This window comes from Phycisphaerae bacterium, assembly GCA_019636475.1.
Lineage (GTDB): Bacteria > Planctomycetota > Phycisphaerae > UBA1845 > UTPLA1 > JADJRI01.
In genome coordinates this window covers 17,078-29,605 of the sequence record JAHBXN010000011.1, presented here as the reverse complement: position 1 = coordinate 29,605, position 12,528 = coordinate 17,078, and the positions used below count along the sequence as shown (strand labels likewise).

Here is a 12,528-nt window from a genome sequence, read left to right as displayed (position 1 = left end):
ATTCAATGGCAAGGGCCGTGTCAGGCGATGCCCCGCCTGGCGCGAACCGTGCAAAGCGCGTGCGAGCGATGTGTGTGAATCAGAACAGGCTCGGCTGTCTCATGCGGGCCTCGATCTGCTGCCGCATTTCGAAGAGTTCCGCCCGAACAATGTCGGGGTCGGAGGGGATGGGCGTGTGCCATGAGCGGAGAAGACACTCCATTGCCGCCGTGCGGGCAGCATCAATTGTGGCGTAGCCTGGACCTTCAATAGAAATCGGGAAGGTGAAGCCGCCGTAGGCGTAGTGCATTTCGACGCCGAATCGGTACATGCCGTCATCGCATAATGCGATATTCACGGCAGCGAAAGCGCGGCCGCGCGTCGCTACCACTTCGCGGAGGCTTGGCTCAAGGACGCCATAGGCATTGGGTTTAGACGGCTGCATGAGCGCGCTCCTTCCATGCGGCCTCGATGCGTTTGCACGCATACTTGAAATACACCGGGTCGCGCTCGATGCCGACGAAGCGCTTGCCGGCCATGACGGCAGCGACGCCGGTGGTGCCTGAACCCATGAACGGGTCCACGATGCTGGTTGCACGAATGGAATCGCAGAAGAACCGCACCTGCGACAGCGGACGGGGGCAGGGGACGGGGTTGTCGCCGCGATAGCCGTCCCACGGGCGCAGGTCGTCCATGTGCCAGTCGCGCGGCAGGTGGTCGCGAAGCAGCGAATTGCCGCTCCAGAAGATGACCGGGTCCCAGCTGAGGCACGGCGTTCGACCGTTACGCGGAGGATATGTCTTGCACGCCGCGATAATGCGCCATCCGCTCGGGAAGTAGCGGTGCCAACTTTCCGCTTTCAGCGGGCTTTGCCAGACGAAACACGGGCCGTCGTCGGTGACGCGGACCAGTTCAGGCACCAGCCGCGCCATGAGAGCGTCGTACTTGTCCGGCGCGTCGTCGTAACTGCGGTAGGTGAAACCGATGCCGTACGGCGGATCGGTGACGGCAGCGCCGATACCGGAGAGCGTCGGTAGTACATCGAAGCAATCGGCGCGGTAGAGCGTGGCCTTGCCGATGACGACTTTCTCGAACGATGCGACGAATGCGACCGGAGCCCGTCGAACACTTCGCGCCGCGAGGAAGGGATTGATGAAGGTGGATGCGTTCATGGTCGTTACTCCTCCTTGGTTGAATCATCTTGGGTGGTTCTGATGCGAAACTTGGCCAGCGTGCCGCGATGCTCGCACTGCGGGCACTCGGTGAAGCTGTCGCCGTCCCATTCCATGTCGCCGAAGGTCTCGGCGCCGTCGTCGGTGACTCTGGCCAGGACACGCACGTCGATGTGGATGACGGAATCGTTGCCACAGTTCGGGCAGGCGATGCCTTGCAGGCAGTTGACGTTGGTCATGGCAGCGCCTCCTCGGCCAGCTCGGCCTCGAAGTGGAAATTCGCGCTGCGCAGGATTTCGTCGGTGTCGAATCCGTGCCGGTCGGCGAAGTGAAGCAGGTCCGCGACGAGGTCGCTGATGGCGGTTTCGAGGTCGCCGCGATCCATCGTGTCGGGATGGTCGCCGCCGTAGGTCTCGGCGGTGAAGACGGCGAGCGCATTCGCGGCCCAGCGGGCGCGGTCGGAGTTGGTGGGCGAGTGGTTCATGGTCAAGTCCTTTCGAGAATTGGGAACGGCGTCATGCCGCGTCCCGGTTGTGGAAAACGTGCGGACATCAATGCTCGCTCGGCAGATAGAGCGTCCAGACCACGCCGTCGCACGCCGACCAAATGTCCACTTGGTCAAGCGGGAAATCGGTAAACGAGATTTGCTTCTGGAAAACGGGCGGTTCATCCTGATCGACCACGGCCGCAAGCGTAGCGCTGGCGTCGGGGCTGACTCGCAGAGTCCAGAACAGCATTTCCGCTGCCCGTGGATCGGCCTCGAACCGCCGTTGCAGGTGCTTTGAGCCGAGCGCAAATACGATTTCGTCAATGAGCCAGTATGCGCCGCCCGTTTCGGCCAGGAATTGAATGCCGGGCGTGTAGATGACACTGCGGGTCGCCCAGTGGCGGTATCGTTTCAGATCGCCGGTGAATTGCCGCAGATCGGCGTGTGTCAGTGTGCGATGGTCAGTCATATCAAATGCCTTTCGATGCAAAGGGGGCGGGCTGCAAGAACCCGCCCCGTTGTGACAATTACTCTTTGGTGTCTGTAGCGACACGCAGGGTGATGCGGCCGTCGAGCGGCACGCATTCGATCTGGATGTTGAAGCCGTTGCTGTCGGCGTGCGCCCACGCGGCCCCGATGCGGGTCCAGAATCCCTTGCCGCCTTCGCGATCGCGCACCTGGTAGGCAATGTGCGTCGGCGCTTTCGGCGTGGACTTCGGATTGTTCTTGCTGTCTGACATGATTCGTCTCCTCTTATCTAAGTGTCCGGCCGCGACCATCGCGGCCTGATGGCACGACTCAAAAAGCCGCTTGCAGCCGGGGGCGAAGCCAAGCGATAGCGCACCGGTCAAACTGAAAATGGTGGGTCCCCTTTAGGGGGAAACGATTTTCTGTTTGACGGGACCGGCGGCGGCTTTACGTGTCCATCAAGAAGGCCGCATGTGGCGGGACGGCACGAAGATGCGAAGAGGGGACGTGACAAACAGCGGGCAATTCGTTCACGTCGAGACGAAAACAGTTAGCCAAAGGTGCAGCGACACATTGGCAAGGAGTGCAACCGCATGGCCGCGCTTGCATGGCAGGCACGGCGCAAATGCAATCCAGATTCGCGAGCCATGGCGGACTGCGTCATCTGCGTGTCACTTCGATACGGATGCCATTTTGTTGCACGGGGTGCTTGCAGACCGTGAGCATTCTTGTGTATGTACGTTTGCTATCTATGACTCCCCCCGCGAACTGAAATTCATGCTACGGATCACACTGAACACGAACGCTGCCGGCGCGAAGAGTTACTACTCGACGGCCGACTATTACACTGAAGGCCATGAGCTGGCCGGCATCTGGCGAGGCGAGGGGGCGAAGCGTCTCGGGCTTGAAGGCGAAGTACGCAAGTACGACTGGGACGCGCTGTGCGACAACCGCGACCCGAATACCGGAGACACGCTGACGCCGCGACAACGGACACAGCGCCGCGTCGGCTACGACTTCAACTTCCATGTGCCCAAGAGCGCGTCGCTGGTTTACGGCCTGACGCAGGATGAGCGCATCCTTGACGCATTCCGCGCGTCGGTCGATGCGACGATGCAGGACATCGAAGCGGAAATGAAAACCCGCGTGCGGTCGCAAGGCCGAAACGAGGACCGCACGACCGGCAACATGGTGTGGGGCGAATTCGTGCACACGACGGCCCGCCCGGTGGATGGTATCCCTGATCCGCACCTGCATGCACACTGCTTCGTATTCAACACGACTTGGGACGATGAAGAGGCTCGATGGAAAGCCGGTCAGTTTGCCGATCTGAAGCGCGACGCTCCGTTCTTCGAGGCGGTGTTTCATTCGCGGCTGGCAAGGAGGCTGGAGGAACTCGGGCTTCAAACTGAACGTAGCAAGAAGGGCTGGGAGCTATCCGGGCTGCCGTCGTCGGCGCTCGAAAAGTTCTCGCGGCGGACGGCATTGATTGAGAAAGAGGCTCGCGAACGCGGCATCACGGATGCGGAAGCCAAGGGTGAGCTGGGCGCGAAGACACGCGAGAAGAAGCAGAAGGACATGACCCTGGCCGAATTGCAGGACAACTGGAAATCTCGCCTCGACCCGGACGAATGGGACGCCCTGCGGAATGTCCGCGATCGCATCGGCGGCGACGCACTCCCCGAAGACGACCGCGTGGCGAGCGACGCGGCAGAGAAGGCGGTCGAGCACTGCTTCGAGCGCAGTTCGGTCGTTCCCGAGCGCAGGCTCATGGCCGAAGCGCTCAAGCGTTCCGTCGGCGACGCGACACTCGCGAACGTTGAGAGCAAGCTCAAAGGGCAGGGGCTGATTATCGCCAATCGCGACGGGCGGACGCTGGCGACGACGAATGCCGTGCTCGACGAAGAGCGCGGCATGATTGACTTCGCGCGCAAGGGCAGGGGAACTTGCCGCCGACTCGGAACGGCATCGCACGAATTCAAACGCGATTGGCTCAATACCGAACAGCGGCAAGCTGTCCTGCATGTGTTGCAAACGCCGGACCGAGTGATTCTCATTCGCGGCGTGGCTGGCACCGGCAAGACGACGATGATGCAGGAGGCGGTCGAAGCGATTGAGGCAAACGGCAAGCGTGTGTTCACCTTCGCGCCGTCGGCCGATGCCAGCCGCGGCGTGCTGCGAAACGAGGGCTTCGCCGATGCCGACACGGTGGCGCGGCTGCTGGTCGATCAGGATTTGCAGCGCGATGCTGCGGGCAATGTCCTCTGGATTGACGAGGCGGGATTACTGGGTACTCGGCAGATGGCAAAGGTCTTCGACCTGGCCAAACACATCGACGCGCGCGTCATTCTCTCCGGGGACACGCGACAGCACGGCAGCGTCGAGCGCGGCGCGGCGCTGCGGTTGCTCGAAGACGAAGCGGGCCTGATTCCCGCCGAAATCCGCGACATCCGGCGGCAGAGTGGCGCATACAAGGACGCGGTGAAGGCGCTCTCCGATGGCCGCACCGCCGAAGGCTTCGAGCAACTGGACCGGCTCGGCTGGATTCGGGAAGTGAATGAGACCGAGCGGTACAAGCTATTGGCCAGCGATTACGTCAATGCCGTCGAAACCGGCAAGACGGCACTGGTGGTATCGCCGACACATCTCGAAGGCGAGTGGATCACCGACGAAATCCGTGGCCGGCTCAAGCAACTGGGCAGACTCGGCGACGGCGAGCGCCGCCTTGTCGTCCTCGAAAGCGCGAACCTCACGGAAGCCGAGCGGGCCGACCCGGTGAACCTCAACGCCGGCGACGTGCTGGTATTCCATCAGAACGCGAAGGGCTTCAAAAAAGGTGAGCGCGTCATCCTCGGCGACGGCCCCGCGCCAATCAGTGAAGCTGCCAAGTATCAGGTCTACCGTCCGAGCATCCTGCCGCTCGCTCCCGGCGACGCGGTGCGCGTCACGCGCAACGGCAAAACGCTGGACGACCGGCATCGGCTCAACAACGGCGCGATTTTCACGGTGAAAAAGTTCGACGAGCGCGGCAACATCGTCCTTTCCAACGGCTGGAAAGTCGCCCGCAACTACGGGCACCTGTCGCACGGTTACGTCGTGACCAGCCACGCCAGCCAGGGCAAGACCGTACACCGTGTCTTCATTGGCCAGTCGTCGCAGTCGTTTCCGGCATCGAGCCGCGAACAGTTCTACGTCTCGGCCAGCCGGGGCAGGGAAGGGGTGACTGTCTACACCGACGACAAAGAAGCGTTGCTCGAAGCGGTTGACCGGTCCGACGAGCGACTGTCGGCGACGGAGTTCGTAGCCGGTCGGGGCATGAATGCGCAACCTCCGACTCCATCCACGCTGCGCCAGCGCGCGGCAACGCTGCACCGCCTGGAATCCCTCCGTCCGCGCGAGCCGGAACCGCCGCGCGTCGCAGAGCCGCAACGGGAGTTGGCCTGATGAATCATCACAAGGTGAGCCATCGCATCCCGAACGAAACAGGGCCTACGCCATGACCGACAGCATCCTCAAACGCTACACCGGCCGCGCCGTCGAGAATCTGTCCGAGCATCGCAATGCGACCGACAGTGCACAGAACGCGGACCCCGAATCGCCCGACGACCTCGGCGCGTTCGGACATCTGCGCGGCATCCGCGACCGCGCCATCATGCTGGAATTGCGAAAGAAAGACGGCAGCATCACCGCCATCGGCTATGGCTACCTCGAAAAGGCCGAGTACGACCCAGGCGAAGGCATCACGCTGCACGTCCTCGGCCAGAAGATCCGCCTGAAGGGCCGCAATCTCAACGCCGAAGTTCGTCCGAACGTCCGCCTCTTCGAGGGCATCACCCGCCACCGCGTCCCCTGGGTCCGCGAAGCCGACCACCGTGAAAACATGACGGCAAACGAGGGTGACACGGTCATTGACGCCATTGAATGAAGTGCGGCTGATCGCCGAGCGATCCTTCATGCAACCATTCCAATTCGATGCAAGTCGGTGTACTGACTTACGAATCCACGCGTGAACACGCGCCATCGCAGAATCCTTTGACTTACGAATTCCACTGGATTATGAATTATTCCGAGGGGCCGAAATCCCGCATACTACGATCACTTCACGAGCAGGCTCGTATCTCAAGCCCTGCTTCCGCGCTGTCCGCGTCGGGAGTGGGTGAATACAAGACCCGCAAGGGGAATCAGCCTGCGCCCGTATGCGGCGTTTTCGACTCCCGGCACTCCGCCGAAAGACACCGGCGGGATGCAAACGAACAGAACGCACACCAAAGCGGGGTCGTCATGCAACGCGGCAGTCTCAACACGCTTATCGGCTGTAATCTCCGGCATCATCGTCATCTCGCCGGACTGTCCGAGCGCGCCGCGGCCGCCCACATCGGCGTCGCATTGAAGACCTACCGCAATTACGAATGCGGCCGTGCCGGCCTTGATTGCGACCAACTGCTCCAACTGGCGGACCTGATTCAATGTTCGGTCGATGCGCTGTACCGCGACGGCGCGACGGACAGGCCGTTGACGGGCGAGCCGCCTTGGCATCCCTACGGCGCGGCAGCGCTGCTCGCCGAATTCAATCGCATCCGTTCCCGCGCCGCCCGCAATCAGGTCAGAGAACTGGTCGGCCGAATCGCCGATGCGCTCACCGACGATGCGAAGGCGACGCTATGACGTGGGATGAACTCGAAGAGCCGAAGACCGGGCCGGTGCAGGAATTCTGCATCGGGCTGGTGGGCGGGACGGCGGCAATCTACGGGATGCCCGGTTCATTGCTGCTTTACGCCGGCTGGCTTGATTCCACGTCCGTCCTGTTAATCTCGGCATTCGCCGGCGTTCTGATTGGCGGTTGGATGGCTGTAAACTGCAATCGTCATCGACCGCGACCGTGACGACCTTCGTGCCGGTCGTGCCTGCGATTCAACTCCCGCAACAGCGGCTGAAGCATCTGCACCACCGCAGCCGCGGCCATGACGCCCATGCAGACCATCGCCACCTTGTTGAAGACAACGGCGTCGGTTTTCGGCGCGAGGCGTGCCATCTGTTGGGCGCTGTTGGCAAGGTGGAGCGGGCTGGGCTGGGTCATGCGGGTTCCTGTTGACAATTATTGCAATGGGTGAGGGCCACATTGATAGCGCCGCCGGACGACCTTGACAAGTGTCATCACGACTGCGTCGAATCGGAACTGCCTTCCGCCTTGATCGAAATCCGCTCGACGATATTCCGCGTGACCTTGCGGTCGCGACGGTCGTAGAGTCGCGTCGTGCGCAGGTCGGCATGGCCGAGCAACTGTTGCACGTCCTCGATCGGCACGCCCTGTTCAAGCAGATCAGTCGCCGTCGTCGCCCGAAACGAATGGCACGTCAAAATCGTCGGCAGTCCGGCAGTCTTGAGGCGTCGTTTGACCATGCGGTGGATGTCCTTGCTCTGGCACGCCCACGCCGTGAGTTGCCGCGTGCGGCCAAGCGCAGAGCGGAACAATGGCCCGTCGGCATCCAGCGAGTCGCCGAGTGCGTCGATATATTCCTGGACGAAGCCTTGCAAGTCGTGGCGGCACGGGATGTCGCGCTGGTGTCCGCCTTTCTCGTCGAAGCGCAGGTACCACTGCCTGCCGTCGGTATAGAAGTCACGGCGGCGGAGCTTGGCGACGGCGCCAACCCTGCAGGCGGTGTACATCATGATGGCGAGGATCGCCCGGTCGCGCAGGCCAACAATGTTGCCTACGTCGATGGACCGCAGCAACACTCCGGCGCTGGCCGGATCGGTCGCCGGCGTCTTGCCGGTGACGTTGCTCACCCTCGGCCCGCGCACCGACGCAGCCGGGTTCAACACAATCGCGTGCCGCTGTACGAGCGTGTCAAAAAACTTGCGAATCGCCGCCAGATGCAATTTGCAGGTCGGCTTCGACGCCGGCTTGCCTTCGGTGGTTTGAAGTGTTCGAATGTACTGGCCGACGCTGCCCGGCGGGATGCGGGTCAGTTCAAAGCCATTGTCCTCGCACCACAACAGGAACCGATGCACGGCGTGGCGATACGCCTTGCGTGTATAATCGTTGCCGATCTCGTCGCCGAAGAACTCGGTGTAGGCGAACTGCGCGTTCGCGCTGGCCTGAGCGATGATCGCCGGCGGCTTGCCCGCGTCGAGGGATGGGGTCAACGACCGGTTGGGATGTGGAATGATGTCCTTGTCACTCAAGCGACCTCCATGCCGCTATGGGTTGCCAATTCGTAAACGCGCCCCCTGCCCGTTAACTACGGGGGTATAACGTCCTTTGTCTACCATAAGTATGCTTACTAGAGAATCGTTAAGAAAATGTAAATGGGCCGGCCTTAGTTCATGGATTCACTAGCAAGCGGCGCCGGAATTGAACGCCGCTATTCCTTACCTGTATCGACTTGCTCATAGCGAGCGCCGAATTCTTTCCACGAATCAAGTTGCTTGTCAAACCACCCGGAAAGCGTCATTCCATCGTCCAACTGCGGCGTGACTTCCATAGTGGTCGCCCTTGCCCAAATTTCAACGAAGAACACGTCGATTCCCATCCGGCCGCGAACGAAGGCGCGCTTGCCATCGCTTGAAATATCGATGTCGTCGTTAACATGTCCACCCAGCGCTGCCGGGATGACTTCGCGCTTGTTGAGGTCAATTACCGTATTGCGCGACTCGCCTTCATGATCCAGCATGAACGCCATCGATTCGTCAGAACTAAAAGCGCATCGCTGACACGAACCATCGATAGCGAATAACCAAGCGTCGCTCTGCAAGTCGTAGATACCAGACCGTTCTTTGCCACCAATACCCAAATATCGGCCCGAAGGACTCAGTTTAACGGCATGGCAACTTTCGATCGTGGGAAGCGAAATCGCAGAAGCGATTCGCGCGTCATATACGACAAGCCCCCTGCCATAAAGCGGAATCGCAAGCAAGTCGCCGGTCTTATCGAAGCTCAATTGCGATAGCCTTAGTGCTGCTGTCGACTTGAACGATGCAACCCTGGCCTTTTGTTCGATGTCCCAGATGACGACCTTCGGCCATTTCGATGTCTTACTCGATCCGCTGTGTGCCTCAGGGGAATTGCCGAATGAAACGGCGATTATGGGCCGTGATGGAAAGAAGGCCATGTCAATTGGTTCGAATGGAGCCGGGATGTGCAACGCAGGTACAGCATCGTCCGAACGAGAAACAACGATCGTTCGATCGGTGGGGCTGTATACGGCGCGGAGGGTTCGGTCATCGGACGAACATGACGCAACCTGTGGCGCAGAGGGTATGGCCTGCTTCGATTTTGCGGCTCTGCGCGACATCGAATGGATCAGTATCGTACCATCGTCTTGTGCTGCGGCCAGACGTGATCCGCGCGCGTCAAACGCAAGGCTGGTTATCAACCTGGTGTTTCCTCGAAGTTCTTTCTCATACGATACCGCGTCTGGTGGATTGAAGGACCAGAGCCGGATAATGTTGTCATTGCATGCTACAGCAATCTTGTTTTGCGAGAATCCGACCGCCGTGATGGGAAGCTCAGGCGAGAGCGATCTGCGGCGCAGCTTTTCGTAATCGGCCGGTGCAGGTCTCTTGGCCTTCTCGAAGTAGATCAATTCGAGAGTGTCCTTCGTGAACTTGATTAGCATCGGGTCGTCGGCCTGTGCGTGCAGCGCGACGGCATCATCGAGATCACGAATTGGTCTAAGCGCCGCTCCCTCCACCTGCTCGGACGGCCAGTCCCAATAATAGGAAGGTCCGGCAGAACACGCCGTCGATAGTGCTGGGCAGAAGCGAATGCTCCAAACTGGGAGGGCAAATCCGAGAAGCTGCGGCTGATCATCGAATTGCGGTCGTGCTGCGATGAATTCAGCGGAAGGACGACCTCGCCGAGGTTCGGCGTTTGTTGCTGCTAGATCATAAGCAATCCAACGGTGGTCGTATCCGCCCGCGATCACATACCGCGAGTCCGGCGTAAATGTGATTGCTTGCCCACCGACCTCGGCGCTATCTTCTATCGTAAAAGCCTTAACGAGCGTGTCCAACTCCCAGACATCTATCGAGCCCACTCGCGATGAATTGTCGTTGAAGTAGCTTGTGGCCGCGACAAAACGACCATCGGGGCTGAAAGCAACACTCCCGTCTGAGTAATGTCCGTTATTGAGCACGATCGTGTGCGTACCACGTCCAATTTTTGTATCGAGTACGAGTGATTGGTCGCCGATAGTCCAAAGCTGCAATTTCACCAGCGTGGAAAGTGCTATGTATCGTCCGTCTGGATCAAATGCCATGCTGCGACATCGACGGGCGGCCTTGAATGACGGGCGTTCATCGTCTCGAAGTCGATATGCCCAGTAATACCATTCGATGCCCCTCAGATCTTCGCCGGAATCAGGGCGGGCGTGCCTGGCGAGCAGTTCCTTCGCGCGCGAGATGTCACCTGTTTTCCACGATGCCTCGATTTGTTGGATGTCGGAGGCATATGCCTGAAGCCGCTTCTTGCGCGATTCCTCCCCGGCTTGCGTTTCCGCCACCCGCGCTTGAGCCTTTGCGGCGTTTGCTTCGATTAGGGCTTCTTCCTTTGCCGTTCCCTCGGATATTGCGAACTGCTTCTGCACCTCCGCCTCGTGGGCGTAATCGAAAGCGGCGAACGCGCCGGCTGCGGCGAGCACGGTTAGGACAATGATCGCGGCGGTTAGTCCGGGCCTTCGCTGGCAGCGTCGAACAAATCGCCGCGGCCTGCTTGAACGTCTTGCTAGAATCGGCTTGCCTTGCAGAAACCTGGCAAGATCGTCGGCAAGACGCGAAGCGGTCGGATAACGATCGTGGGGCCATTTCTCCATGCACTTCAGGCAAATGGTCTCGAGATCGCGGGGTATGCTGGAGTTCAGCTTGGTCGGCAGGATTGGTTCGGCCCAGGCGATCTGGTTCACGATGGCCTCGTCGCTGAGGCCCGATCCGATTGGGAAAGGCGTTCGGCACGTCAGGAGTTGGTAGAGGGTCGCGCCGAGCGAATAAACGTCGCATAGACTGCTGATTGGAGCAAGGCACGGATCGGCCTGCTCTGGAGCCATGTAAGGCCGGGTGCCGGGTTGAGAATTCGTGCGAGTCAGCTTTGTTTCGGCGTCCAGGTCTTTGGCAAGCCCGAAGTCGGTAATACTCGGCACTCCGTCGTTGACGAGAATGTTTTGCGGTTTGATGTCGCGATGAATAATGCCACGGGAATGCGCGTGCTGACAGGCTTCCGCAATCTGCTGAATGAATTCGGCCGCCTGGGTCGGGTGTAACGGCCTATCGCTCATGTAATGCAGTAAGTCGCCGCCATCGACATACTCCTGCACCAAATAGTGCCAATTGTCATGGACGCCGTCACCGATCGTTTTCACGATGCGTGGATGATCCAGCTTGCGCGCGAGCCGCGCTTCGCGGTGAAACCGCTTGAGGTGGATGTCCGAACTTGCGTGCTGACGCCTGAGGACTTTGAGCGCCACGACCTCGTTGGAATCCGGCAAGGTTGGGACGGCACGATAGACGATTCCGCAACCGCCGGCGCCGATCTGCTCGACCAGGTGGAACGGGCCGAACTCGCGTGGCCACTCTACCGTTTTCCCACCGGGCTCCGATGGGATCAAATCCGCGTCCGACTCCTTGAACGAATCGGACGGTGAGTTGCTCATATCAGGGAACAGGCTCATCGGTGCCCTTCCGTCGCCGTCTCCGACCTTTCAAGTAAAACTCAGATGAGTGTCCCGCAGCCTCGTGAAGCGCTTCCATGGCTCGTTGTATCAGGCCTATGACGCTCGCCTGGGTCTTGCCAAGTTGTTCGGCGATTCGAGCCTTTGACAGTCCCTCAAAGTAGAACATGTGAATGACCTGAGCGTGCTGCTTCGAAACGGTAGCCAACGATGTGGAGAGGATTAGTTGCGCCTCTTTCTTGGCGAGTGAGCGAAGCGGATTGTGGCTTGAAGAGCCAACCAACAAATCGGAATGAAGGTCTCGGATGCCAGCGCTTCGGCGCCGATTTGCCTTGCGAATCGTGTTAATAATGATGCGTTTCATCCACGCCCTGAAGTTCGGCATCGGATCGCCGGATTGAAGGGTGAAGGAAGCAATGCTGTTCGTGGCATTGGCGAACGCGGTCTGTACGATATCCTCGGGGTCAATAGCAAAAAGGATGCCGTCTCGCATGTGCCTTCGGGCAACATCCGTGCACCATGATCGTTGGGCTTCAAGCAGTTGCCCCAGACTTGCCATGTCTCCGCCGATTGCCAGCCGAAGCAGCGTTGAAAGCTCCTCATTTGACTCCATCTGGTCCACTTGTACACGCCTGCCTTTGTCGCTCGTAAAGAAAAATCGCCAGACCGCGCTACGTCCGGGCCTCACGTGGATTCCTCTTTGTAGCCGGGTGGCGCTATGACGGTCGCGCCCGCTCCAGGTTGGAAAATCCTACCT

14 protein-coding genes are annotated in these 12,528 nt (G+C 60.0%); 4 read left to right on the top strand and 10 right to left on the bottom strand.

Annotated features, from left to right (window positions below; all coding sequences use genetic code 11):
• Positions 1-79: 79 nt before the first annotated feature.
• The 6 genes from KF841_15275 to KF841_15250 all read right to left on the bottom strand — a co-directional run bounded on the left by KF841_15275 (position 80) and on the right by KF841_15250 (position 2,378).
• Positions 80-424 (bottom strand): hypothetical protein, encoded by a 345-nt coding sequence (locus KF841_15275; protein MBX3396717.1) that lies wholly within the window; start codon positions 422-424, stop codon positions 80-82.
• Complete coding sequence (locus KF841_15270; protein ID MBX3396716.1) at positions 411-911, bottom strand: hypothetical protein; 501 nt, start codon at positions 909-911, stop codon at positions 411-413. The genes KF841_15275 and KF841_15270 overlap by 14 nt, the downstream gene beginning before the upstream one ends.
• 245 nt (positions 912-1,156) lie before the next feature.
• Positions 1,157-1,390, bottom strand: coding sequence for a hypothetical protein (locus KF841_15265; GenBank protein ID MBX3396715.1), 234 nt, complete (start codon positions 1,388-1,390; stop codon positions 1,157-1,159).
• Positions 1,387-1,635 (bottom strand): hypothetical protein, encoded by a 249-nt coding sequence (locus KF841_15260; GenBank protein MBX3396714.1) that lies wholly within the window; start codon positions 1,633-1,635, stop codon positions 1,387-1,389. Before KF841_15260 ends, KF841_15265 begins: the two co-directional genes overlap by 4 nt.
• A 67-nt stretch (positions 1,636-1,702) precedes the next feature.
• The gene (locus tag KF841_15255; protein MBX3396713.1) at positions 1,703-2,107 is read right to left on the bottom strand and encodes a hypothetical protein; all 405 of its coding nucleotides are present in this window, start codon (positions 2,105-2,107) and stop codon (positions 1,703-1,705) included.
• A 58-nt stretch (positions 2,108-2,165) separates the two neighbouring features.
• Positions 2,166-2,378, bottom strand: coding sequence for a hypothetical protein (locus KF841_15250; protein ID MBX3396712.1), 213 nt, complete (start codon positions 2,376-2,378; stop codon positions 2,166-2,168).
• A gap of 505 nt (positions 2,379-2,883) precedes the next feature.
• On the opposite strand from KF841_15250, the gene KF841_15245 reads away from it, so the two are divergent.
• The 4 genes from KF841_15245 (at position 2,884) to KF841_15230 (ending at position 6,989) form a co-directional block, all read left to right on the top strand.
• Entirely contained in the window at positions 2,884-5,550 is a 2,667-nt protein-coding gene (locus KF841_15245) for a relaxase domain-containing protein (GenBank protein MBX3396711.1), read from the top strand.
• A gap of 52 nt (positions 5,551-5,602) precedes the next feature.
• Positions 5,603-6,031, top strand: coding sequence for a hypothetical protein (locus KF841_15240; protein MBX3396710.1), 429 nt, complete (start codon positions 5,603-5,605; stop codon positions 6,029-6,031).
• A 356-nt stretch (positions 6,032-6,387) separates the two neighbouring features.
• Entirely contained in the window at positions 6,388-6,771 is a 384-nt protein-coding gene (locus tag KF841_15235; GenBank protein ID MBX3396709.1) for a helix-turn-helix transcriptional regulator, read from the top strand.
• Positions 6,768-6,989: a hypothetical protein gene (locus KF841_15230; protein ID MBX3396708.1), complete on the top strand. Its 222-nt coding sequence runs from the start codon at positions 6,768-6,770 to the stop codon at positions 6,987-6,989. The genes KF841_15235 and KF841_15230 overlap by 4 nt, the downstream gene beginning before the upstream one ends.
• On the opposite strand, the gene KF841_15225 is transcribed toward KF841_15230, so the two are convergent.
• The 4 genes from KF841_15225 to KF841_15210 form a co-directional block, all read right to left on the bottom strand.
• Positions 6,971-7,183, bottom strand: coding sequence for a hypothetical protein (locus KF841_15225; protein ID MBX3396707.1), 213 nt, complete (start codon positions 7,181-7,183; stop codon positions 6,971-6,973). The two genes, KF841_15230 and KF841_15225, sit on opposite strands and share 19 nt — an antisense overlap.
• 77 nt (positions 7,184-7,260) lie before the next feature.
• The gene (locus KF841_15220) at positions 7,261-8,292 is read right to left on the bottom strand and encodes a tyrosine-type recombinase/integrase (GenBank protein MBX3396706.1); all 1,032 of its coding nucleotides are present in this window, start codon (positions 8,290-8,292) and stop codon (positions 7,261-7,263) included.
• A gap of 179 nt (positions 8,293-8,471) precedes the next feature.
• Entirely contained in the window at positions 8,472-11,771 is a 3,300-nt protein-coding gene (locus tag KF841_15215) for a protein kinase (GenBank protein MBX3396705.1), read from the bottom strand.
• Complete coding sequence (locus KF841_15210; protein ID MBX3396704.1) at positions 11,755-12,384, bottom strand: sigma-70 family RNA polymerase sigma factor; 630 nt, start codon at positions 12,382-12,384, stop codon at positions 11,755-11,757. The genes KF841_15215 and KF841_15210 overlap by 17 nt, the downstream gene beginning before the upstream one ends.
• Positions 12,385-12,528: the final 144 nt, after the last annotated feature.

Bases quoted from the DNA above. Each gene is read 5' to 3' on its own strand.
- KF841_15245 (MBX3396711.1), top strand. From the start codon at position 2,884: ATGCTACGGATCACACTGAACACGAACGCTGCCGGCGCGAAGAGTTAC.
- KF841_15215 (MBX3396705.1), bottom strand. From the start codon at position 11,771: ATGAGCCTGTTCCCTGATATGAGCAACTCACCGTCCGATTCGTTCAAG.
- KF841_15275 (MBX3396717.1), bottom strand. From the start codon at position 424: ATGCAGCCGTCTAAACCCAATGCCTATGGCGTCCTTGAGCCAAGCCTC.
- KF841_15270 (MBX3396716.1), bottom strand. From the start codon at position 911: ATGGCGCGGCTGGTGCCTGAACTGGTCCGCGTCACCGACGACGGCCCG.
- KF841_15225 (MBX3396707.1), bottom strand. From the start codon at position 7,183: ATGACCCAGCCCAGCCCGCTCCACCTTGCCAACAGCGCCCAACAGATG.
- KF841_15210 (MBX3396704.1), bottom strand. From the start codon at position 12,384: ATGGAGTCAAATGAGGAGCTTTCAACGCTGCTTCGGCTGGCAATCGGC.
- KF841_15240 (MBX3396710.1), top strand. From the start codon at position 5,603: ATGACCGACAGCATCCTCAAACGCTACACCGGCCGCGCCGTCGAGAAT.
- KF841_15230 (MBX3396708.1), top strand. From the start codon at position 6,768: ATGACGTGGGATGAACTCGAAGAGCCGAAGACCGGGCCGGTGCAGGAA.
- KF841_15260 (MBX3396714.1), bottom strand. From the start codon at position 1,635: ATGAACCACTCGCCCACCAACTCCGACCGCGCCCGCTGGGCCGCGAAT.
- KF841_15235 (MBX3396709.1), top strand. From the start codon at position 6,388: ATGCAACGCGGCAGTCTCAACACGCTTATCGGCTGTAATCTCCGGCAT.
- KF841_15265 (MBX3396715.1), bottom strand. From the start codon at position 1,390: ATGACCAACGTCAACTGCCTGCAAGGCATCGCCTGCCCGAACTGTGGC.
- KF841_15255 (MBX3396713.1), bottom strand. From the start codon at position 2,107: ATGACTGACCATCGCACACTGACACACGCCGATCTGCGGCAATTCACC.
- KF841_15250 (MBX3396712.1), bottom strand. From the start codon at position 2,378: ATGTCAGACAGCAAGAACAATCCGAAGTCCACGCCGAAAGCGCCGACG.